The sequence below is a fragment of the Burkholderia sp. LA-2-3-30-S1-D2 genome (assembly GCF_001523915.2).
GTDB lineage: Bacteria > Pseudomonadota > Gammaproteobacteria > Burkholderiales > Burkholderiaceae > Burkholderia > Burkholderia diffusa.
Window position 1 is genome coordinate 1,892,076 of record NZ_CP013383.1, and the last position, 21,169, is coordinate 1,913,244.

The 21,169-nt window shown below is 65.2% G+C and carries 18 protein-coding genes and 1 tRNA gene; 8 read left to right on the plus strand and 11 right to left on the minus strand.

The annotated features are described in order from the left end of the window. Nucleotides 1-49: 49 nt before the first annotated feature. The 3 genes from WS66_RS08690 to WS66_RS08700 all read left to right on the plus strand — a co-directional run bounded on the left by WS66_RS08690 (nucleotide 50) and on the right by WS66_RS08700 (nucleotide 2,586). Nucleotides 50-415, plus strand: coding sequence for a RidA family protein (locus tag WS66_RS08690; protein WP_047851969.1), 366 nt, complete (start codon nucleotides 50-52; stop codon nucleotides 413-415). Beyond that, nucleotides 412-1,614, plus strand: a complete 1,203-nt coding sequence (locus WS66_RS08695) for an MFS transporter (RefSeq protein ID WP_059599519.1) — start codon at nucleotides 412-414, stop codon at nucleotides 1,612-1,614. The genes WS66_RS08690 and WS66_RS08695 overlap by 4 nt, the downstream gene beginning before the upstream one ends. A gap of 204 nt (nucleotides 1,615-1,818) precedes the next feature. Next, nucleotides 1,819-2,586: a tyrosine-type recombinase/integrase gene (locus WS66_RS08700; protein WP_082728842.1), complete on the plus strand. Its 768-nt coding sequence runs from the start codon at nucleotides 1,819-1,821 to the stop codon at nucleotides 2,584-2,586. An 88-nt stretch (nucleotides 2,587-2,674) separates the two neighbouring features. Here the strand turns inward: WS66_RS08700 and WS66_RS08705 are convergent. From WS66_RS08705 to fdnG, 7 genes are all read right to left on the minus strand, one after another. Then, a tRNA-Sec gene (locus tag WS66_RS08705) sits at nucleotides 2,675-2,770 on the minus strand. A gap of 28 nt (nucleotides 2,771-2,798) precedes the next feature. Then, a complete protein-coding gene (selB, locus tag WS66_RS08710) occupies nucleotides 2,799-4,724 on the minus strand; it encodes a selenocysteine-specific translation elongation factor (RefSeq protein ID WP_059599520.1) in 1,926 nt (641 codons plus the stop codon). Beyond that, complete coding sequence (selA, locus tag WS66_RS08715; protein ID WP_059599521.1) at nucleotides 4,721-6,160, minus strand: L-seryl-tRNA(Sec) selenium transferase; 1,440 nt, start codon at nucleotides 6,158-6,160, stop codon at nucleotides 4,721-4,723. Before selA ends, selB begins: the two co-directional genes overlap by 4 nt. A 73-nt stretch (nucleotides 6,161-6,233) precedes the next feature. Further along, the gene (fdhE, locus tag WS66_RS08720; RefSeq protein WP_179955238.1) at nucleotides 6,234-7,169 is read right to left on the minus strand and encodes a formate dehydrogenase accessory protein FdhE; all 936 of its coding nucleotides are present in this window, start codon (nucleotides 7,167-7,169) and stop codon (nucleotides 6,234-6,236) included. A 107-nt stretch (nucleotides 7,170-7,276) separates the two neighbouring features. Further along, nucleotides 7,277-7,903 carry a formate dehydrogenase subunit gamma gene (locus tag WS66_RS08725; protein WP_059599523.1) on the minus strand — a complete coding sequence of 209 codons (627 nt, stop codon included), beginning with the start codon at nucleotides 7,901-7,903 and terminating at the stop codon, nucleotides 7,277-7,279. Further along, on the minus strand, nucleotides 7,900-8,814 hold the full coding sequence (fdxH, locus tag WS66_RS08730) for a formate dehydrogenase subunit beta (RefSeq protein WP_059599524.1): 915 nt from the start codon (nucleotides 8,812-8,814) through the stop codon (nucleotides 7,900-7,902). The genes WS66_RS08725 and fdxH overlap by 4 nt, the downstream gene beginning before the upstream one ends. A gap of 10 nt (nucleotides 8,815-8,824) precedes the next feature. Beyond that, nucleotides 8,825-11,896 (minus strand): formate dehydrogenase-N subunit alpha, encoded by a 3,072-nt coding sequence (gene fdnG / locus WS66_RS08735; RefSeq protein WP_082728843.1) that lies wholly within the window; start codon nucleotides 11,894-11,896, stop codon nucleotides 8,825-8,827. 140 nt (nucleotides 11,897-12,036) lie between these two features. On the opposite strand from fdnG, the gene WS66_RS08740 reads away from it, so the two are divergent. From WS66_RS08740 to WS66_RS08750, 3 genes are all read left to right on the plus strand, one after another. Beyond that, nucleotides 12,037-12,957 (plus strand): YihY/virulence factor BrkB family protein, encoded by a 921-nt coding sequence (locus WS66_RS08740; RefSeq protein ID WP_059599527.1) that lies wholly within the window; start codon nucleotides 12,037-12,039, stop codon nucleotides 12,955-12,957. 424 nt (nucleotides 12,958-13,381) lie between these two features. Then, on the plus strand, nucleotides 13,382-14,539 hold the full coding sequence (locus WS66_RS08745; protein ID WP_059599528.1) for a porin: 1,158 nt from the start codon (nucleotides 13,382-13,384) through the stop codon (nucleotides 14,537-14,539). Nucleotides 14,540-15,006: 467 nt separating this feature from the next. Further along, nucleotides 15,007-15,480: a VOC family protein gene (locus WS66_RS08750; protein ID WP_059599529.1), complete on the plus strand. Its 474-nt coding sequence runs from the start codon at nucleotides 15,007-15,009 to the stop codon at nucleotides 15,478-15,480. Between the two features lie 304 nt (nucleotides 15,481-15,784). Here the strand turns inward: WS66_RS08750 and WS66_RS08755 are convergent, their stop codons facing one another. Both WS66_RS08755 and WS66_RS08760 read right to left on the minus strand, forming a co-directional pair. Continuing rightward, nucleotides 15,785-16,072 carry an aminoglycoside adenylyltransferase domain-containing protein gene (locus WS66_RS08755; RefSeq protein ID WP_442859287.1) on the minus strand — a complete coding sequence of 96 codons (288 nt, stop codon included), beginning with the start codon at nucleotides 16,070-16,072 and terminating at the stop codon, nucleotides 15,785-15,787. 231 nt (nucleotides 16,073-16,303) lie between these two features. Beyond that, complete coding sequence (locus WS66_RS08760; protein ID WP_011548077.1) at nucleotides 16,304-16,753, minus strand: HU family DNA-binding protein; 450 nt, start codon at nucleotides 16,751-16,753, stop codon at nucleotides 16,304-16,306. 311 nt (nucleotides 16,754-17,064) lie between these two features. On the opposite strand from WS66_RS08760, the gene WS66_RS08770 reads away from it, so the two are divergent. Continuing rightward, on the plus strand, nucleotides 17,065-18,183 hold the full coding sequence (locus WS66_RS08770) for an acyltransferase family protein (protein WP_059599531.1): 1,119 nt from the start codon (nucleotides 17,065-17,067) through the stop codon (nucleotides 18,181-18,183). A 325-nt stretch (nucleotides 18,184-18,508) separates the two neighbouring features. Here WS66_RS08770 and galU read toward each other — a convergent pair whose 3' ends face one another. Then, a complete protein-coding gene (galU, locus tag WS66_RS08775; RefSeq protein ID WP_047901323.1) occupies nucleotides 18,509-19,396 on the minus strand; it encodes a UTP--glucose-1-phosphate uridylyltransferase GalU in 888 nt (295 codons plus the stop codon). A 228-nt stretch (nucleotides 19,397-19,624) separates the two neighbouring features. Next, nucleotides 19,625-19,768, minus strand: a complete 144-nt coding sequence (locus tag WS66_RS34040) for a hypothetical protein (protein WP_006479318.1) — start codon at nucleotides 19,766-19,768, stop codon at nucleotides 19,625-19,627. Between the two features lie 213 nt (nucleotides 19,769-19,981). Here WS66_RS34040 and WS66_RS08780 point away from each other — a divergent pair, with 213 nt between their 5' ends. Beyond that, entirely contained in the window at nucleotides 19,982-21,157 is a 1,176-nt protein-coding gene (locus WS66_RS08780; RefSeq protein WP_059599532.1) for an acyltransferase family protein, read from the plus strand. Nucleotides 21,158-21,169 lie beyond the last annotated feature (12 nt).

The following is a 21,169-nucleotide window of genomic DNA, read 5'->3' on the forward strand; positions in this document are numbered from 1 at the left end:
CTACCCAAGTAGTTATTCTGTCCAAACCATTGTGAGAGGAAGGTTCAGCATGCGTCAACTCATCAGCACGGGTTCCCCGTGGGAGCCCAAGGTCGGATATTCACGGGCAGTAGTCCTGAACGACACGATTTATATCTCGGGGACCGCAGGCAAAGGATCGGATGTGTACTCGCAGACCCGCGATGCGCTGGCAACCATCGAGAAAGTGCTCACCGACAGCGGTTTTTCCCTTTCTGATGTTGTCCAGAGCCGCCTGGTCGTCTCGGACTTCGAGCATTGGGAAGACGCAGCCCGCGCTCACGGTGAGGTCTACGGTGAAATCCGCCCGGCGTTCTCGCTAGTGCACGCCCTGCCTTTCGTAGAGGACACGATCCTGGTCGAAGTCGAAGCCGTCGCGGTCAGGACGAAGAAGTGAACGCCGGTGACAGGAATGCGCGGGTATCGAGTACCGCAGTCGCGGTACTCGCCATTGCCGCCGGCGGAGCCATCGCGAACGACTACGCCATACAGCCAGCGCTGTCCGATGTCGCACGCGACTTCAGCGTTCCCGTTACGCTCATCACCACGGTCGCGTCTTCAACGATGATTGGCTACCTCCTGGGACTGGTGCTACTGGTTCCGCTGGTCGATAGGGTCAGCCCGCGGGCACTCATCCCTGGACAGATGGGGGCACTCGCGCTTGCCCTGGTTCTCGCAGCCGCAGCACAAAGCCCGGCCGTGTTGATCGGTTGTTTCATCCTTGTCGGCGCAACCACGACAGTTGCGGCTCAATGCAGCGCTGTCGTCGGCAAACACGCAGGACGCGACAACCGAGCACGCAGTATGGGCGCCATATCCGCTGGCATCTCGGCGGGAATCCTGCTCAGTCGGTTTGTTGGGGGACTTCTGACCCGTTGGTGTGGATGGCGTGGCGCGCTCCTCGTCTTCGCCGGGTTCGCGATTCTTGCAGCGCTGTGCGCGCGGTCTTTCCTGCCCGCAGAACGACCACACTGGCATGGCAGATACCTCGCCACATTGCGTACGATTCCATTGCTACTGCGCGAATCGGCACAACTACGCCGACGTACCTGCGCTGGCATGCTCTGGTTTTTCGCCTTCAACCTGATCTGGGTCGGCCTTGCTATCCGACTGGCTGCTCCACCGTACAGTCTGAGCGCAGCTGCCATCGGGCTCTACAGCCTTGCCGGCGTCCTCGGACTCTTCGTCACTCGCATAGCCGGTCGCCTCGCGGACCGTTTCGGTAGCCGTGCAGTTACTCTCATCGGACTGGCAGTGGCAGCACTCTCGGCAATCTCACTCACTTCGGCGCTCGGCCACCCAGCCTGGTTGGCGACGGCGCTGGCTGTTTTCGATGCTGGATGCTTCGCTGCACAGGTGGCAAACCAGGCAAGCATCGTCACCATCAACCCGGCACGCTCCGGCTCATTGAACGCCGCGTACCTCACGCTCTATTACGCGGCTGGCGCCGTCGGCACGGCCATCGCGGGGACAATCGTAGCGAACGTTGGTTGGAGCGCAATCACCGTCATCGCGGCCACTGCGGCAGCGACCGCTGCTTCCATTAGCGCCATCCCGTTGGAACCTCGCAGCCAATCACCCTATAGCCATCTATAGCAGGGACTACGGCAACAACGTTACCGGTACGGCGCTCCCGATCACGCCCGAAGAGCTTGAGCATGCGGACGATTCGAAGTCGTCGCGCCAAGGTCGACAGGAAAACCGCAAACGGCCGGACTCGGCCGGTAAGCAGGCGCTCGCGGGGTGACTGCGAACGCCTCTTCATGGCCGAACTGAGTCAGACCATCTGACGCTGTCCACGTGAACGATAAGAGCTCCGAGTGGAAAGATCGAAAGGCGCGCCTGCAAATTCGGACAAAGTACGCGACGGAGTACGAGGACCAGGACGCGTTGGATCTATACGATTGGTCGATCCGTTTCGCCGGGTACATGCGTTCGAACGTCGACCGTCAGGGCCAGCCGAAGAAGCCGAGCACCGACGGGACGATTCACAACACGCTCGGGTATCTTCGGGCGGCGATTAAGTACGCGCACAAGATCGGGAAGCTCGAATACGATCAAACCGCAAAAATGGTCGTCCCGAGACAGAGCGAAGAGCGTCACGTCTATAAAGGGCGTCGCGAAATGCTAGAGATTGCGAAAGCGTGCTCACACCGACAAACTCGAGCTGCAATCCGTACCGCGTTCTATTCCGGGATGCGCATGAGCGAAATCCTTCGTGCCATCCCGACCAAAGACGGGTTCTCCCTCGGCACGACAAAGAACGGCCGCCCGCGGCTGATCCCGATTCATCCCCGCATCGCGGTGATCGCGCGCCGGGTCAAGTTCACCGTCCCGGCTTGGAAAATCAAAGACGAATGGATCAAGGCGCGCCGCAAATCAGGCCATCTCGACGCTCGCTTCCACGACCTGAGGCACAGTGCCGCGTCAGAAATGATCAACGCAGGAATCGACCTATACACGGTCGCCGGAGTGCTGGGGCACAAGACGACTACGTCGACCAAGCGATATGCCCACCTGGTCACCGATCGGCTCGCGGAAGCCGTCAAGAAGATCGGGCGATCGTGACTCGGCTGCACGAATCGGGCAGAAAAACCCACACCCCCGTGCATTCGGGGCCTCTGTTTGGAGTGCCCTGAATCGCCGAAAACCCATGTGGCGGAAGGCAGCAGGAGTCGAACCTACCCGGGAGTGTCTGACACCCCCAACCGGATTTGAAGTCCGGCCGTACCACCGGATACGAATGCCTTCCGTGGGAAAAACAAAAGAACGACGAGCGCCTACGCCTGTATACCCACCCAACCGCTGTCAGGCCGCAGGAAGTGAAGATCGCGGTGGAAGCGAGTATACCCAACCCGATCGAAGAATTCGAGAATCTGGATCGCGCGCTTGCGGCCGAGCCCGGTCGCGTCGCGAAACGTCGCCGCATCGAGCCCGCCGCCGCGCGTCGGGGCGAGAAGCGCCACCAGCCCGGCCAGCTCGCGCACGACATCCGCGTGATAGAACAGGTCGCGCACGACCTGCTGCACGTCGCCGCGTCGCGCGAGCTTGCGCAGCAGCGTGCGCACGGCATCCTCGGCCGCGCCCGTGTCGCGCGCCAGATCGCGGACCCACGGCGGATCGAAGCGCCCCGCACGAATCAGCGGCAGCAGTTGCCGCGCCAGCGCTTCCTCGCGCGCATCGAAACTCACCGAATGCGACGGCAGATGCAGCCACGGCCCGCTTCGCGCAACCTCCCCGCCATCCACCAGCGCATCGACCAGCGCACGCCACAGCGCATCGCCGACAAGCGGCGCCGCCATTCGCCGCAGGCGCGCCGCATCGAGCCCCTGCTCGTCCGGCATGCGCTCGTGATACGCGCGCAGCGTGTCGATCGCCCGCGCCTGCAGCGTATGCCAGTGTGCGCGCGCGATCACCGCGCCGTCGTTCGACGCGCGCTCGCGCTGGCCGATCGCCAGGGCATCGTCCGGCAACGCGAGCGCGCCGGGCGCGAAGCCCGTCAGGTGCGTGAGCATCGTGCGTGCGATACCGAGCGGCGCCTGCGCAAGCAGTGCATCGAGCCGCCCTTCGTCGAGCCATGCCGCCAATGCGTCGAGCCATGCGCGACGCGCGGGCGTACGGCGTTTGCGTGCGGGACCGAACGGGTCGAGCACGCGGCCGCCGCCGACGGTGCGCGTCGCCTGCGGATTGCGGACGATGAAGCGATCGCCCGGCAGCGCAAATACGGGTTCGTCGAACACCAGTTGCACGCGCATCTGCTGGCCGGCCGCGAGCGTATCGCCGTCGAGCAGCGCGACGTGCGCGACGCGATGCAGCGTGCCGAGATGCACGTGCAGCGGCGCCCAGTGCGTCAGCGTGAGCCCCGCATCGGCCAGCAACTTCAGGTCGACGTCGAGACGCGGCGACGTCGCGACGAGCCGCGCATCCGCGACGGTATCGCCACGCTCGACGTCCGCCTTGTCGATGCCGGCCAGGTTCAGCGCGCAGCGCTCGCCCGCGCGGCCCGCGCCGACCGGCCGGTTCTGCGCATGGATGCTGCGCACGCGCGCGGCGGCGCCGGTGCGCACGATCGCGAGCGTGTCGCCGGTCGCCACGCGGCCCGCGAACGCAGTACCCGTCACGACGGTGCCCTGCCCGGCGAGCGTGAACACGCGGTCGACCGCGAGCCGGAACAGGCCGTCGTCGCGGCGTGCACGCCACGCGAGCGCCGCATCGGCGAGATGACGCTGCAATGCGGCGACACCCGGATCGTCCGCGCGCGTCGCGCAGGTTTCGAAGATCGGCGCGCCGTCGAGCGTCGTGCCGTGCAGCCACGCGGCAATCTCGTCGCGCACCGCCGACAGGCGTGCGGCGTCGACGCGATCGCACTTCGTCAGCGCGACCGCGCCATGCGTGATGCCGAGCAGTTGCAGGATCGCGAGATGCTCGCGGGTCTGCGGCATCACGCCGTCGTCGGCGGCGATCACGAGCAGCGCGAAGTCGATTCCGCACGCGCCGGCCGCCATCGTATGAATCAGCTTCTCGTGGCCCGGCACGTCGATCAGGCCAAGCACGTCGCCATTCTCGAGCGACGTATACGCATAACCGAGTTCGATCGAGATGCCGCGGGCCTTCTCTTCCTTCAAGCGGTCGGTATCGACGCCCGTCAGCGCGCGCACCAGGGTCGTCTTGCCGTGGTCGATGTGCCCTGCGGTTCCGACGATCATGCAGCCGGCCCCGCGACCTGCACGCATTGCGCGACGAATGCCGCTTCATCTGCCGCTTCGAGGCAGCGCAGGTCGAGCCGCAGCGCATTGTCGGCGATGCGGCCGATCACCGGACGCGGCCATTCGCGCAGTTTCTTTTCGAGTTGCGCGAGCGCACGGCCGCCGCGCTTGCCGTCCGACGTGCGCACGACGAGCCCGGCGCTCGGCAACTGATCGACCGGCAGCGCACCGCTGCCGATCTGGCTGAACATCGGCTCGACCGTCACGTCGAAACCGCTGTCGAGGGCGGCCTGCAACGCCGGGCGCACACGTTCGGCGGCCTCGGCGATATCGCGCTGCGGCCGCGTCAGCAGGCGCAACGTGGTGAGTCGCTCGCGCAGGAACTCCGGCGCCCGGTAGAGCCGCAGCACGGGTTCGAGCGCGGCGAGCGTCAGCTTGCCGACGCGCAGCGCGCGCTTGAGCGGATGTTTCTTGATCTTCGCGACGAGCGCGCGATCGCCGACGATCAGGCCGGCCTGCGGCCCGCCGAGCAGCTTGTCGCCGCTGAACGTGACGAGGTTCGCGCCGGCCGCGACGGTCTCCTGCACTGTCGTCTCGTGCGGCAGGCCCCATTGCGACAGATCGGCGAGCGTGCCGCTGCCGAGATCGACGGCGACGGGCAGCCCGTACTCGCGCGCGAGCGGCGCGAGTTCGGCCAGCGTCACTTCCTTCGTGAAGCCGCTGATCGCGTAGTTGCTGCAGTGCACCTTCATCAGAAGCGCGGTGCGCGGGCCGATCGCGTCCGCGTAGTCGCGCAGATGGGTGCGGTTGGTGGTGCCGACCTCGCGCAGCCTTGCGCCCGCGCGGCTCATGATGTCGGGGATGCGGAATGCGCCGCCGATCTCGACCAGCTCGCCGCGCGACACGACGACTTCCCGCTTCGTCGCGAGCGCGGACAGCGCCAGCAGCACGGCCGCCGCGTTGTTGTTGACGACGGTCGCGGCTTCCGCGCCCGTCAGTTCGCACAGCAGATCGTCGATCAGGTCGTCGCGATCGCCGCGACGGCCCGTGGCCAGATCGAATTCGAGGTTGACCGGCCGCGTGAGCACGTCGACCACCGCGCGCACCGCGTCGTCGGGCAACAGCGCGCGCCCGAGGTTCGTGTGCAGCACGGTGCCGGTCAGGTTGAACACGGGACGCACCGCGCCCGCGCTCTGCGCGGCCAGCGTGCGCGCGACGGCCGCGGCGATGCGCGGCTCGTCGAGCGGTTCGGCAGCCGCCGGATCGTGCTGCGCGGCGGTACGCCAGCGTTCGAGCTCGGCGCGCACTGCGTTCAGCACGCGCGTGCGGCCATAGTCGGCGAGCAGCGGTTGCAGCGGCGCCGACGACAGCACACGCTCGACCGACGGCACGCGCGCCAGCACGGCATTCAGTTCATTCAAACCCGGTTCGGTCACGTCGTGGTGGCTCCAGTCTCATGCTTCGCAGTCGGCCGGCACCGGCGCTCGCGCACCGCCCCGGCGACTGCCGTCAATCCGCTTCCCGCGAGACGTCCGGCCACAGCAGCGGGTTCGGCGAACTGCGCTGGTAGCCGGCCTCGTTCATCAACAGGTCGAGCGTGAGACTCGCGAGGTCGTCCGCCAGCGGCTCGAACTCGTAGTCCTTGTCCTGATAGCCGATCTTGCGATAGGTCTTGCACTCGTCGCACGATTCGGCCTTGACGGCTTCGCTGCCACCCTCGATCCCGTGATACGCGATGCCCTTCGTCGAGTCGCAATGCGAGCACTTCGTGCGCACCATGTGCCACTCGGTCGTGCACAGCCCGCATTGCAGGAAGCGGTAGCCCTGGTACTGGCCGCCGACCCGCACGACGCTCGCGACCGGATGCGTGCCGCACACGGGGCACAACCCCGGCTGGTCGAGGTACGGGACGTCGGCCGGCGAAACGCGGCTGGCGAGATCCGTCCAGACGACCTGTAGCGCCGCCATCAGGAACGGCGCGGTGGCCGGGTCGACTTCGGCGAAGCGCAGCGCGAGGACCGCGTCGGCCTGCGCGTCGAGTTCGGCGGGCGCCATCAGGCGCAGCCGGTCGAGCAGCTTCGCGAGCTGCGGGTTGACCAGCCCGGCGCCTTCGACCCGGTCGAGCAGTTCGTACAGCACGGCGCGCCAGCGCGGGTCGCGCTCGCCGTCGAGCGCCGGCACGAGCGGCATCGAATGCTGCTGAGCACGTGCGATCGCTTCCTTCGACGGCAGCGGCAGCTCCAGCGTCTGCAGCGTCGCGTGCTGCGCATCGGCGACGGTGGCCATCAGCCGCAGGTAGCCGCTGATCGGGTTCAGGTCGGCCAGCTTGCGCAGCCGCGCGGCGCGGGCCGAGAACGCGGTGGCGCGCTCCGGCAGGCGAAAGCGCGGGATGGCCGAATGATCGAGTGCCGAGATCTCGGTCGGTTCGAGAATGCGTTGTGTCACAAAAATGTCTTCCAAATAAACAAGCGCCGACAGGTCGGCGCTTCGGGCGGTTCCGACGGTGGACGGGCCGGCCCGCCGCGATCGGCGAGCCACCCCGCTCCGGTGCGTTATTTCACGCTTTCACGGAACCACTTCGGGTGATGCTTGCGAGCCCAGCCCAGCGTGACGGTGCCGCGCACCATCGCGCCGATCGAGCCCTTCACCCACAACGCCGCGTAAATGTGCACGATGATGCTCGCGATCAGCACGAAGGCCGCCACGGCATGCACGACAGCGGCCGCGCGGATCACCCCGATCGGGAAGTAGAACGAGAAGTAGCGCCGCCAGATCACGATTCCCGACAGCAGGAGCAGCAGCAGGCACGCCACCAACGTAAAGAATAGCAGCTTCTGCCCGGCGTTATAGCGCCCGACAGGCGGCAGCTTGTCTTCCTGGTTGGTCAGCACGTCGCCGATCTGCTTCAGCCACTGCCGGTCGTCCGCGTCGAGCGCGTTGTGGTGCCAGAAGCGCACCACCAGGATCGCGAACGACACGAACATCACGAGGCCGACAAACGGATGCAGGATCCGCGTCCACTGGCCGCCGCCGAACAGTGCGGTGAGCCAGAACATCGACGGATGGAACAGCGCGAGCCCGGACAGCGCGAGCAGCACGAACGTGATCGCGGTGATCCAGTGGTTCGTGCGCTCGTTCGCCGAGTAGCGGACGATCAGGTTGGGGTCGTCGTGCTTCATTTTCCGTCCTCCTTGATGCGTCGCGCCTCGTCGCGTGCGGCGGCTTCCTCGTCCTCGCTGACCTCGTTCGGACCGACCCGGGTGTAGTGGAAGAATCCGGCCAGCGCGGTGAGCGCGAGACCGGCGACCGCGAGCGGCTTCGCGATGCCCTTCCACAGCTTCACCATCGGGCTGATCGACGGATTGTCGGGCAGCCCGTGGTACAGCGACGGCTTGTCCGCGTGGTGCAGCACGTACATCACGTGCGTGCCGCCGACGCCCTGCGGGTCATACAGCCCCGCATGCTCGAAGCCGCGCTCTTTCAGGTCCTCGATCCGTTCGGCCGCGTGCTGCTTCATGTCCTCCTTGGTGCCGAACACGATCGCGCCCGTCGGGCAGGTCTTCACGCAGGCCGGTTCCTGGCCGACCGCGACACGGTCGGAGCAGAGCGTGCACTTGTACGCGCGATGATCCTTCTTCGAGATCCGCGGAACGTTGAACGGGCAGCCGGTCACGCAATAGCCGCAACCGATGCAGTTCTCCTCGTGGAAATCGACGATTCCGTTGTTGTACTGCACGATCGCGCCCGGCGACGGACACGCCGTCAGGCAGCCCGGATCCTCGCAATGCATGCAGCCGTCCTTGCGGATCAGCCACTCGAGGTCGCCCGCCGGGTTCTCGTATTCGGAGAACCGCATCACCGTCCACGAGTGCTCGGTCAGGTCGGCCGGGTTGTCGTACACGCCGACGTTGGTGCCGATCTCGTCGCGCAGGTCGTTCCACTCCATGCATGCCGTCTGGCATGCCTTGCAGCCGATGCACTTCGATACGTCGATCAGCTTCGCGACACTCCCGGTCACCGTTTCGCGCACCGTGGGCGGTGGCGTCGTGGTGGCCGAGACGCGCTTGATATCCAGCGATTGCAATGCCATCTCTTCCCCCTTACGCCTTTTCGACCTTCACCAGGAACGACTTGAATTCCGGGGTGTACGAGTTGCCGTCGCCTACGGACGGAGTCAGGGTATTGGCGAGATAGCCGGGCTTCGCGAGACCCTTGAAGCCCCAGTGCAACGGGACACCGACCGTCTGGACCTTCTTGCCCTCGATCGTCAGCGGCTTGATCCGCTTCGTGACGAGCGCGACCGCGACGATGTAGCCGCGCTTCGACGACACCTTCACGCGATCGCCGTGCGCGACGCCGACTTCCTTCGCGAGATCTTCGCCGATCTCGACGAATTGCTCGGGCTGGATGATCGCATTCAGCCGCGCATGCTTGGTCCAGTAGTGGAAATGCTCGGTCAGCCGGTAAGTCGTCGCGACGTGCGGGAACTCCGACACCTTGCCGAACGACGCGCGGTCGTCCGGGAACACGCGGGCAGCCGGGTTGTTCAGCGCCCGCGCGTTGTCAGGGTGCAGCGGATTCGCCGCAAGCGGCGTCTCGAACGGTTCGTAGTGCTCGGGGAACGGACCTTCGTTCATTGCCGCGCGCGCGAAGAAGCGCGCGACGCCTTCCGGGTTCATGATGAACGGCCCCATCCCGTTCTCCGGCGGTTCGTCCGCCTTGAAGTCCGGCACGTCGGCACCCTTCCACGCGCTGCCGTTCCAGCCGATCAGCTTGCGGGTCGGGTCGAACGGCTTGCCGCTCACGTCGCACGACGCGCGGTTGTACAGAATCCGCCGGTTCGCGGGCCATGCCCACGCCCAGTTCAGCGTCTGGCCGATGCCGGTCGGGTCCGAGTTGTCGCGCCGCCCCATCTGGTTGCCGGCCTGTGTCCAGGCACCGCAGAAGATCCAGCAGCCGCTCGCGGTCGTGCCGTCGTCCTTCAACTGCGCGAACGCGGCGAGCTGCTCGCCCTTCTTCACGAGCGTCTTGGCCGGATCCTTCGGGTCGGGCAAGTCGGCGAGCGCACGGCCGTTGAACTCCATCGCGAGCTCTTCGGGAGTCGGGCTTTCCGGGTTCGCATACGGCCAGGTCAGGTTCACGATCGGATCCGGATACTTGCCGCCGTCCGTCTGGTACATCTTGCGCATGCGCAGGAACAGCCCCGCCATGATCTCGAGGTCGCTCTTCGCCACGCCCGGCGGCTCCGCGCCCTTCCAGTGCCATTGCAGCACGCGGCTCGAACTGACGAGTGAGCCGCTTTCCTCCGCGAAGCACGTGGTCGGCAGACGGAACACCTCGGTCTGGATCTTCGACGCATCGACGTCGTTGAAGTCGCCGTGAGGCTTCCAGAATTCGGACGTCTCGGTCGCGAGCGGATCCATGATCACGAGCCATTTCAGTTTCGCGAGGCCTGCCGCCGTCTTCACCTTCGACGGCGCCGCCGCGAGCGGGTTGAAGCCCTGGCAGATGTAGCCGTTCATCTTGCCGGCATTCATCAGCTCGATCGCCTGCAGCAGGTCGTACTGCTTGTCCAGCTTCGGCAGGTAGTCGTAGGCCCAGTTGTTCTCGGCGGTCGCCGCGTCGCCCCACCACGACTTCATGAAGCTGACGTGGAAAGCCTTGTAGTTCTTCCAGTAGCTCAGCTGGTTCGGCCGCAGCGGCTGCTGCGCGCGCTTCTTGATGTAGCCGTCGAAATCCTGCTCGGCCTGCATCGGCAAAGTCATGTAGCCCGGCAAGAGATTCGACATCAGCCCGAGGTCGGTCAACCCCTGGATGTTCGAGTGGCCGCGCAGCGCGTTCATCCCGCCGCCCGCGATGCCGATGTTGCCGAGCAGCAACTGCACCATCGCGCCGGTGCGGATGATCTGCGAGCCGATCGAATGGTGGGTCCAGCCGAGCGCGTACAGCACCGTGCCGGCGCGGCCCGGAACGGCCGTCGTCGCGAGCATTTCGCACACCTTCAGGAATTTCTCCTTCGGTGTGCCGCACGTCTGCTGGACCATGTCCGGCGTATAGCGCGCGTAGTGCTGCTTGAGCAGGTTGTATACGCAGCGCGGATGCTGCAGCGTCGGGTCGACCTTCACGAAGCCGTCGTCGCCGCGTTCGTAGTCCCAGCTCGATTTGTCCGGGTACGCGTGTTTCTCCGCGTCGTAGCCGGAATAGATGCCGTCGTTGAACGCGAAATCCTCGCGCACGATGAACGAGAAGTCCGTGTAGTTCTTCACGTACTCATGCTGGATCTTGTCGTTCGTCAGCAGATAGTTGATCACACCGCCCAGGAAGACGATGTCGGTGCCGGTGCGGATCGGCGCGTAGTAGTCGGCCACCGAGGCCGTACGCGTGAAGCGCGGGTCGACGACGATCAGCCGCGCCTTGCGTTGCGCCTTCGCCTCCGTTACCCACTTGAAACCGCACGGATGGGCCTCGGCTGCATTGCCGCCCATCACGAGAATCACGTCCGCGTTCTTGATGTCGACCCAATGGTTCGTCATCGCTCCACGGCCAAACGTCGGGGCAAGACCTGCCACCGTCGGGCCATGTCAGACACGCGCCTGATTGTCGAATGCGAGCATCCCCAGACTGCGGATGGTCTTGTGGGTCAGGTAGCCGACTTCGTTGCTGCCCGCCGACGCGGCCAGCATGCCGGTGGTCAGCCAGCGGTTGACCTTCGCGCCGTCATCGGTCGTCTCGACGAAGTTCGCGTCGCGGTCCGCTTTCATCAGCTTCGCGATCCGGTCGAGCGCGTCGTTCCACGAGATCGGTTCCCACTTGTCCGAGCCGGGCGCCCGGTATTCGGGATGCGTCAGGCGGTTCGGGCTGTGGATGAAGTCGATCAGGCTCGCGCCCTTCGGGCACAGCGTGCCGCGATTGACGGGATGGTCGGGATCGCCTTCGATATGGATGATGCTCGGCTGCGCGTTCTTCGCGCCGTCACCGAGGCTGTACATCAGGATGCCGCAACCCACCGAGCAATAAGGGCAGGTGTTGCGCGTTTCGACTGTGCGCGCCAGCTTGTACTGTCGGACCTCGGCGAGCGCTTCCGTCGGAGAAAAGCCCATCAGGGCAAGACTCGATCCGGCAAGCGACGTGGCCGTCACCTTCAGGAACTGGCGCCTGGACATTTGTAGCATGATGGTCTCGGCGTTTTTGTGGGGTGAGGTGAAACTGAAAGGAATTATAGACATTGAGCGCAACTATGATGCAATCCTCGGATCAATACCGATTTGTCTGATCCACCGATGTCCGGCGATCAGCGCGCAACCGAACCGTCATGAAACGACAAATCACGTCCGAAGCTACCCGCCTCGCGCAACAGCAGGCCAACTGGGCGCTCAACGCTTTCAAGCGTTTCTCCTCCCACCGCTGCTCGGCGATGGCCGCGAGCATCGCGTTCTTCTCCGCTTTTTCGCTCGCGCCGACACTCGTGATGGTGATCGCCGTGGCCGGCTGGTTCTACGGCGACGACGCCGCGCGCGGCCAGGTATTCGAGCAGGCGCATCAATTGATCGGCGACGACGCAGCGGCCAGCATCCAGACGATCGTGCAGAACGCCCATCGCGCGGGCGAGAGCGGCGGAATCGCGACGCTGATCTCGTTCGCCGCGCTCGCGATCGGTGCATCGGCGACGTTCGCGTCGCTGAACACCGCGCTGAGCGTGATCTGGCCGAGCACGGAAAACCGCTGGTCGAGCATGCTCGGGCTCGTGCGGGTGCGGCTCATCTCGTTCGGACTCGTGCTCGGCGTCGCGTTCCTGCTGATCGTGTCGCTCGTGCTCGATACCGCGATCACGTTCATCGGCACCTGGCTGCTCGGCGATTCGCCGTACGTCGCGATCACCAACCTGCTGCAGTTCTTCGTCGGCATCGCGGTGCTCGCGGGCGCGTTCGCCGCGCTGATGAAGTTCCTGCCCGATGCGCGCGTCGCATGGCGCGACGCGATGACCGGCGGGATCGTGTCCGCGATCCTGTTCTCGGGCGGCAAGAAGCTGTTCGCGCTGTATCTCGCGCATGCGGGCACGGCAAGCGCGTTCGGCGCGGCCGGATCGTTCGCGGTCCTGCTGATGTGGCTGTACTTCTCGGCGGCCGTGCTGTTGCTCGGCGCGGAATTCGCGGCCGCGCGCGGCGATGCGCATCGGCGCGGCGGCAGCGATGCGGCCGTGTCCGCACAGAGGGATCGCGCAAGCGGCGACTGAATCCCCACGTATTGCTTCCCGCGCACCGCGCGCATCGTATCGCCGCCCTACGCGACCGCCGCCCTTTGCGCAACCACCCGGCCCCGCCGGGCATTCCTGCAGGTTGATGCGCTCTTTACATAGGCAGGCGATGCGCGCTGCGAAGGCAAACGTTTGCATGCCTCGATTTCCGTGCGCGAACCCGCGAAACTTGCCCTTCTCCTGCCGGGCGCATCACCCGCCGCAACAATCGCAGCGCAGCAATTGTCAACTATTTCAAAAAGAGGAACAGTCCTTGATGTGCTTGATATATATGGACTTTTCCCCGCTGTTACCTTTTCGAGACACTTTATTTTTTAAGCTTTCTTGCATGTATGGCACTGAGCTATTCTCCAATCCGCAACAAATAACGAATGACGATTCATTTGCGTGGAGATACTCAACGATGAAGAAACTCGCACTCTCGACCCTCTCGCTCGCCCTGCTGGGCGCCGCCGGCGCTGCTCACGCTCAATCGAGCGTCACGCTGTACGGCGTGATCGATACGTCGATCGCATGGGTTCACGGCAACAACGGCGAAGCCAACAACTCGTGGCAAATGCTGTCGGGCAACCTGCAAGGCAGCCGTTGGGGCCTGAAAGGCGCTGAAGACCTCGGCGGTGGCCTGAAGGCGATCTTCCAGTTGGAAAACGGTTTTGATCCGGGCACCGGCCACCTGGGCCAGGGCGGTCGCATGTTCGGTCGTCAGGCATACGTCGGCCTCGAAAGCAACCAGTACGGCACGCTGACGCTCGGCCGCCAGTACGACCCGCTGGTCGACCTGGTCCAGGCAGTCACGGCTGACAACTACTTCGGCAGCGTGATGGCAACGCCGGGCGACGTCGACAACAACGACAACTCGCTGCGCGTCAGCAACGCAATCAAGTACACGTCGCCGGTCTGGGCAGGCTTCCAGGTCGAAGGCATGTACGCCCTCGGCGGCGTTGCAGGCAAGACGGGTTCGGGCCAGACGTGGTCGGTCGCAGCTGCATACAACAACGGCCCGGTCGGCGTTGCAGCAGGCTACTTCTACGCAGCCAACCCGTCGCCGACGACGGCTGTCGGCCGCGCAGGCTGGGGTTCGACGACGTCCGACGCGATCTTCGACGGCCCGATCAACTCGGGTTACGCAACGGCGAAGTCGATCGCCATCGCGCAAGTCGCAGGCCAGTATGCCCTCGGCCCGGTGACCTTCGGCATCGGCTACAGCAACGCACAGTACAAGCCGGACGCATTCTCGGGCTTCGGCTCGACCGAGAAGTACAACACGATCCGCGGCTTCGCGACGTACCAGGTCACGCCGCCGCTGCTGCTGGGCCTCGGCTACTCGTACACGAAGGCGAGCGGCGACACGTCGGCGAAGTACCACCAAGTCGGCGTTGGCGCAGACTACTCGCTGTCGAAGCGCACGGACGTCTACCTGGTTGGCGCATACCAGCACGCGAGCGGTACGCAGCTCGTCGACGGCGTGCAGCAGAGCGCGCAAGCGTCGATCGCTTCGTACGGCTTCGCCGGCAAGAGCTCGGCCGAGCTGGTCGCGGTCGGCATTCGCCACAAGTTCTAAGAAGTACGTTTCCGGTGTGCATGGCGTCTCCGACGCCATGTCGCCGAACTGCAAAACCAGTCACCGGCTTCGGCCATGGCTGGTTTTTTTTCGTCCGTTGCCGGCGGCGCCGTGGCGGGCGATGGCCGCGGTCGGCACTTGGGTACGGCAACCGGCCGGGAGCGGTTCCTGAGCCGCCTGTCGCGCGCTGGAAGCCTGTCCGGAGGCATCCGGACACCCCTTGCTGTCCGACGGCTGCATACGGCCGGTCAGGCGCGCGTCACCACGCGGACCATCCCATATCCCTCTTGACGCGTGACAACGGGATCCGTCATCGCAACGGATGCTTGTCCGTGCCCAGCCGATTTCGATGCCGTGACGCGAAGCACTATGCTTCGACGTGTCGATTTCGACGGCCTTCGTCCGTCGTATCGATGGCGGCACGCAGATTGCGCCGTCCCTCATCGACATCCGACAGGAGACGCTCCATGACGATTCAGAAGATCACGCCGTTCCTCTGGTACGCGACGGAAGCCGAAGAAGCCGCGGCCTTCTACGCCGGCATTTTCCCGAACTCGCGCGTCGTGCGCGTCACGGCGGTAGCGGGCACCAGCGGCACCCGGATGGTCGAATTCGAGCTGTTCGGCCAGCCGTTCATCGCGATGAGCCACCCGCGCACCGAGACGTTCAACCACGCGATCTCGCTGATGGTCAGTTGCGCCGACCAGACGGAACTCGACCGCTACTGGAGCGCGCTGCTCGACAACGGCGGCACGGCCGACGGCTGCGGCTGGCTGCGTGACCGCTTCGGCGTCTCATGGCAGATCGTGCCCGACGCGCTGATCCCGATGATGGCCGACCGCGACGAGGCCAAGGCGGCGCGCGTGGCCGCGGCCATGATGCAGATGACGAAGTTCGACGTCGCCACGCTGAAGGCCGCCTACGCCGGCACGGCGGGCTGACGAAGCACGCTCGCTGCGGCCTCCTTCGCGCGGGCATCGGCACGCCTGTGGAGCGCGTGCGATACGCGCGTGATCGCGGTCGTCGACGCGGTTGCCTCGCACCGCGATGCAATCGCGGGCAGCGGCCGTTCGCGCGCTGCTACGCCGACGACATGGCTTCGACGATCCGTCGCACGGAACGCACGAATGCGGCGCCCGGTTCGCCCGACAACAGCGTGTCGGCACCCTCACCGCGGCCGCGCAGATTGACGGTACGCGCGGCCGACAGGACGGGCCGGTACGTGTCGGGCAGGCGCGCCGGCGCTCACGTCGCGGCGACATCCTTCGGCGCGATCCCGCCGGTTGCGGCGCTGTACCAGATGCGTGCGAGCGCGAGCACGACGTTGCATTCGTCGCCGCGCCAGTCCGGCTCGGCATCCCACTGCCCAACCGTGGCGACGAGCGCGGCGACGAAGTCGCTTGCGGGCACCGCGTCGAACCATGCGGCCGCGCGCGGCCCGCGCAGCGCAACGTCGTGCTGCCGCACCTCGGTCAACAGAATCGCCAGATCGTGATCGACGCACGCCGGCTCGACGATACCCGCGCGACACACGCACAACGCGTGGCGATGCACAGCCGCGCGCCGGCACGAACACGACGATCCGGCCATCCGTGCAAGCGGCCCGCAACACCGGATGCGCATCACGTCATGCCGTATCCGCGCCATGCGATGCCGACGCGACCGCGCGATTTGCGCGGCGCAATAAAAATCCCCGCACGCTTTCGCGTACGGGGACCGTCGGACATCGCAACGGCCGCCGCATTCGGCGACCGTTACGCGGCATTACGCAGCCGCGTCCTTCAGCTTCTTCAGCGCACGTGCCTTCACGCGCACGCTGGCCGGCTTTGCCGGGAACCAGCGCTCTTCGCCCGTGAACGGATCCTTGCCGAAGCGCTTCTTCTTCGCCGGCACGACTTGCGCCGTGATCTTCAGCAGACCCGGCAGCGTGAACTCGCCTGCGCCCTTCTTGTGAACCGAGCCCAGCACGACGTTCTCGAGTGCGACGAGCACTGCCTTGACCGCCTTCACTTCGACAGCTGCGCGCTCAGCGATGTGCGTTGCGAGCGATGCCTTCGTGAACTTGTCCTTCAGCGGCGTCGGAGCAGCCGGTGCTGCCTTCGCGACAGCCTTCTTGGCCACTACTTTCTTCGCGGGCGCAGCCTTTTTGGCAGCCACTTTCTTGGTGGCCGGTGCGGCAGCCTTCTTGGCCACCTTTTTTGCGGAAGTCGCCATGTTTCTCCTACCAGGTGTGGTCGTTGGATACACGAAGCGTGCAACGCGCGCGCTTCAACGCCGGATTCTACAAGCGCCTTGACGCTTCGTGGAGTACTTTTATGCGTTTTCGCGGGGTTTCCCGCAGGTTTTGTTGCGCGCGACCGACTTCGACGGCACGCCAGCGTCTGTTTACGCCTGGAACGCGCATGCGCAAACAGACCCTGGCATCGAAAAACGCCTTCACGTATACGTCCAAACGCGTCCGATCGCGAATTACGTTCGATATTTGCGCACCTATACTGACTTCGCTCAGTGCCCCGGATGCCTTCATGCGCGAAGTCAGATACGTCAAAGGACTCGACGGCCTGCGAGCCATCGCCGTCATCCTCGTTTTCCTGTCCCACAAGGGCCACGTCCTCGCTGTCGACGTGGGCAAGCTCGGTGTGTGGACGTTCTTCTTCATCAGCGGATTCCTGATCGTCGGCGAACTGCATCGCAATCGTCAGGCGATCGAGTGCGGCGCGATGACGCGCCGCCATGCGCTGGCGCTGTTTCTCGCGAAGCGCGCGCTGCGGATCTTTCCCGTCTACTACCTGCTGCTCGCCGCGCTCGCGATCGCGCACGCGCTGTTCTACCAGCGCGGCGTCGATCTCGGGCTCGCGTGGCACGCCACGTTCCTGTCGAATTACTGGATCGGTGTCGTCAAGGACGGCTGGCCGGGCGCCACGTCGCACTTCTGGAGCCTCGCGGTTGAGCAGCAGTTCTATCTGATTGCGCCGCTCACGCTGCTCGCGGTGCCGGCCGCACGCCACGTCGTGCTCGGCGTCGCGGCCGTCGCGCTCTGCGCGTTCGCGCATCTCGCGCTCTACGCGGTCGACGCATCGCCGGTGCTGATCTACGCGTTTTCCCCGTGGAATTTCGCGCTGATCGCGCTGGGTGGCGTCGGTGCGATGACGCTCGCCGATCGCGGCCAGGACGTCGTCCGCCGCATTCCGCCCGGCTGGCTAGGCGCCGCCGGCGTCGTGTTCTTCCTCGCACTGCCCGCGTTCACGATGCTGCCGGACGTCGTCACGGGGCTCGCGGATCTCGGCCTGTCCGCGTCACTCGGCGCGCTGATGCTGTGGATCGTCACCGAACCCGACCATCCGGCCGTGGCACTGCTCGACTGGGCACCGCTCGTCTATCTCGGCACGATCAGCTACGGCTTCTATCTGTTCCACAACCTGATTCCGGCACGTTTCGGGGAGATGCCCGCGCTGTTCGCGCACGTGCCGATGCCCGCAATCGTCCGGGAATTGCTGCCTGAACTGCTGCAGTTCGCGCTCGCCGTGCTGCTTGCCCATCTGTCGTGGCGCTATCTGGAAAAGCGCCTGCTCGACTTCAAGAAGCCGATCGCCGCGATGCTGGACCGGTACTTCGTCGCGCGGCCGAGCACGTCGCCGCGCTGAGCGCGATACCGGCTCGGACGCCACGCAGCCGGGAAGCAACCGTCGCTCGTCAGGCCGCAAGCGACCGGCGCGTCGGCACCGGTTTCATCACCGCGATGTCCGGCATCCGGCGCAACGCGCAACGCGCGCTCGAGCCGACCTCAACGTCTGGCGGCATACCAGAATCGTCGCGCACGCACCCGCTGGAATGCGCCCGAAATCAGCATCGCCGCTCACCCGCCGCCGCACGCCCGCGCTTCGTCCACACGCAAAAAAGCCCCGACGCACGAGGCAGCCGGGGCCAACGGAACAACCACCACCTGAAACAACGGAGCAGCGCGGCTGCTTATGCGACAGCAGCCAGCGCGGGCAGACAGGTACGCAGGTACGCCTCGAATTCGCGGCTCACTTCCGGATGCTGGAGCGCGAGTTCGACGGTCGCCTTGAGGTAGCCGATCTTGCTGCCGCAATCGAAACGCGTGCCGTAGTAACGATACGCGAGCACCTGTTCGTTCGCGAGCAGCGTCTGGACCGCGTCGGTCAGCTGCAACTCGCCGCCGGCGCCCGGCTTGAGCTTGCGCAGGTGATCGAAGATCGTCGGCATGAACACGTAGCGGCCGACCACGCCGAGGTTCGACGGCGCGTCTTCCGGAGCCGGCTTCTCGATGATGCCCGACAGCTTGATGATGTCCTCTTCCCACTCGCGGCCTTCGACGACACCGTACGAGCGGCTGTCCTCGCGCGGGATCGTCTCGACCCCGATCACCGAGCTGTGATAGTGGTCGAACACGTCGACGAGCTGCTTGAGCACCGGCTGTTCGCCGTGCAGCAGGTCGTCGGCGAGAATCACCGCGAACGGCTCGCCGTGCACGAGCTTTTCCGCGCACAGCACCGCGTGGCCGAGACCGAGCGCTTCCGGCTGGCGCACGTAGAAGCAGTTCACATTGCTCGGCTTGATGCCGCGCACGAGTTCGAGCAGCTTTTCCTTGCCGCGCGCCTCGAGTTCGGCCTCGATCTCGTACGACTTGTCGAAGTGATCCTCGATCGCGCGCTTGCTGCGCCCGGTCACGAAGATCATCTCGGTGATACCTGCGTTGATCGCTTCCTCGACCGCGTACTGGATCAGCGGCTTGTCGACGACGGGCAGCATCTCCTTCGGGCTCGCCTTCGTTGCCGGGAGGAACCGCGTGCCGAGACCGGCGACGGGGAACACGGCCTTGGTGACTTTCAACATGTTCGCATCCTGGTTGCGTTGACTGCGCCGCGTCACTGGACGACCCGGCGCGATTATTTTTCGAACGGCATATCGAGAACCGGCGGCACGGCCAATTCCACTCCGCTCATTTTCGATATGGACCTATTGCCCATGTTTCCGGAAAATGGATAATCCGCGCACCCGGTCGATATTGCCGAACCCAGTGCCGAAACATAAACAAATTACCGATTTTCCGGATACAAATTCTTACGATTCGAATTCCTCGATATACGGGACGCCGCCCCGCTCGAGGCCCGGGCGAATCGGCTCGTTCTTCAGCGCCTCGCGGTACGCCGACAGCACGGCCATGACCAGCAGTACTGCCGCGCTCGCGATCCAATGCATGTCCATCTTGCCGCTCCTTGCATCAATCAACTGGAGCTTCAAGCTATCAGAAAAAAATCGGCAAATAATTGTGGTGGCGACCGAACCGCTTTCAGACCGGAATAAAACCACCATCTGAAACATCATTATTTCCCGGCGAGATTTTTTTATTCATTCGATCGAATTCTTGCGCATTACGATTGGACCATCCCCTTCATCCGTCGCAAGGAATCGAATCGCATGCAAGCTTTCAGCGGATCGTCTTTGACCGCGCCACCCGTCGCCGACCACAAGGAACACGTGATCGACGCGATGCGCGGGTTCGCGGCGCTGCTCGTCGCCTATTTCCACTGCCGCCAGGTCGTCTGGGTCGGCATGCAGAGCTTCCATCACGCTTACGGTCATGCGCTGAACCCGAGCGTGATCGCCGGCTACCTGACCTTCCCGTTCGCGTGGGGCTCCGCCGGCGTGCCGATCTTCTTCGTGATCAGCGGCTACTGCATCCACCGCAACGCGGCGCTCAAGCTCGCGGCCAACCCGGCGTACCGGCTCGACGCGCCGAACTTCTGGGCGCGCCGCTTCGCGCGCATCTACCCGGTGCTGCTCGCCGCGCTGCTGTTCACGCTCGCGATGGACGCGGTCAGCCTGCAGATCGCGCCGGTCAGCCACAAGATCCGCGACGTCGGCCTCACCGCGTTCCTCGTGAACCTGTTCTCGCTGCAGGGCGTCGCCGGCTACACGTACGGGTCGAACGGCGCGCTCTGGACGCTGTCGCTCGAAGTGCAGTTCTATGCGATCTACCCGCTGCTGTTCGCGCTGCGCCGCCGGATCGGCATGCCGGCCATCGTGGCGGCCGTCGCGATCGTCAACGTCGCGTCGGCGTGGCTGCTCGAACGGCACGACCTGCAGTTCTTCACGTCCTACTGGCTGTCCTGGACGGTCGGCGCGTGGATCGCCGATGTGCGCGCGCAGCCGGCGCGCGGCACGGCCGCCGTGCCGTCGCGCGCCTGGTATCTCGCGGCCGCCGCGCTGCTGGTCGCGGGCTGCGGCGCGTTCCATTTCGGCCAGTACGGCGCGTTCCAGCTGTGGGCTGCCGGCTTCGCGTGCTTCCTGTACCGCGCGCTCGCCTGCCCGCCGCGCCCGACGCCGCTCTCGCGCGTGCTCGGCTGGTTCGGCGACTTCAGCTACTCGCTGTACCTGATCCATCTGCCGCTGTTCGTCTGCCTCGGCTCGGTGCTGTTCCACTCCGAACTGCAACTGTCGATCTGGCCGTCGATCGCGTTCATGGCCGCCGCGATTCCGGTCGCCTACGTGTTCTACCGGCTGTTCGAACGCCCTGCGATGATGTGGTCGGCCAGCCTGAAGCCGACGCGCGCGGCTCGCGTCGTGGCACCGGCACCCGAACGGGCTGTCTGAGCGCGCCATTAC

Coding starts and splice junctions, on each gene's coding strand:
- WS66_RS08780 (WP_059599532.1), top strand. CDS start 19,982: ATGCAAGCTTTCAGCGGATCGTCTTTGACCGCGCCACCCGTCGCCGAC.
- WS66_RS08760 (WP_011548077.1), bottom strand. CDS start 16,753: ATGGCGACTTCCGCAAAAAAGGTGGCCAAGAAGGCTGCCGCACCGGCC.
- WS66_RS34040 (WP_006479318.1), bottom strand. CDS start 19,768: ATGGACATGCATTGGATCGCGAGCGCGGCAGTACTGCTGGTCATGGCC.
- galU (WP_047901323.1), bottom strand. CDS start 19,396: ATGTTGAAAGTCACCAAGGCCGTGTTCCCCGTCGCCGGTCTCGGCACG.
- WS66_RS08740 (WP_059599527.1), top strand. CDS start 12,037: ATGAAACGACAAATCACGTCCGAAGCTACCCGCCTCGCGCAACAGCAG.
- fdxH (WP_059599524.1), bottom strand. CDS start 8,814: ATGGCATTGCAATCGCTGGATATCAAGCGCGTCTCGGCCACCACGACG.
- WS66_RS08745 (WP_059599528.1), top strand. CDS start 13,382: ATGAAGAAACTCGCACTCTCGACCCTCTCGCTCGCCCTGCTGGGCGCC.
- WS66_RS08770 (WP_059599531.1), top strand. CDS start 17,065: ATGCGCGAAGTCAGATACGTCAAAGGACTCGACGGCCTGCGAGCCATC.
- WS66_RS08725 (WP_059599523.1), bottom strand. CDS start 7,903: ATGAAGCACGACGACCCCAACCTGATCGTCCGCTACTCGGCGAACGAG.
- WS66_RS08750 (WP_059599529.1), top strand. CDS start 15,007: ATGACGATTCAGAAGATCACGCCGTTCCTCTGGTACGCGACGGAAGCC.
- WS66_RS08690 (WP_047851969.1), top strand. CDS start 50: ATGCGTCAACTCATCAGCACGGGTTCCCCGTGGGAGCCCAAGGTCGGA.
- selB (WP_059599520.1), bottom strand. CDS start 4,724: ATGATCGTCGGAACCGCAGGGCACATCGACCACGGCAAGACGACCCTG.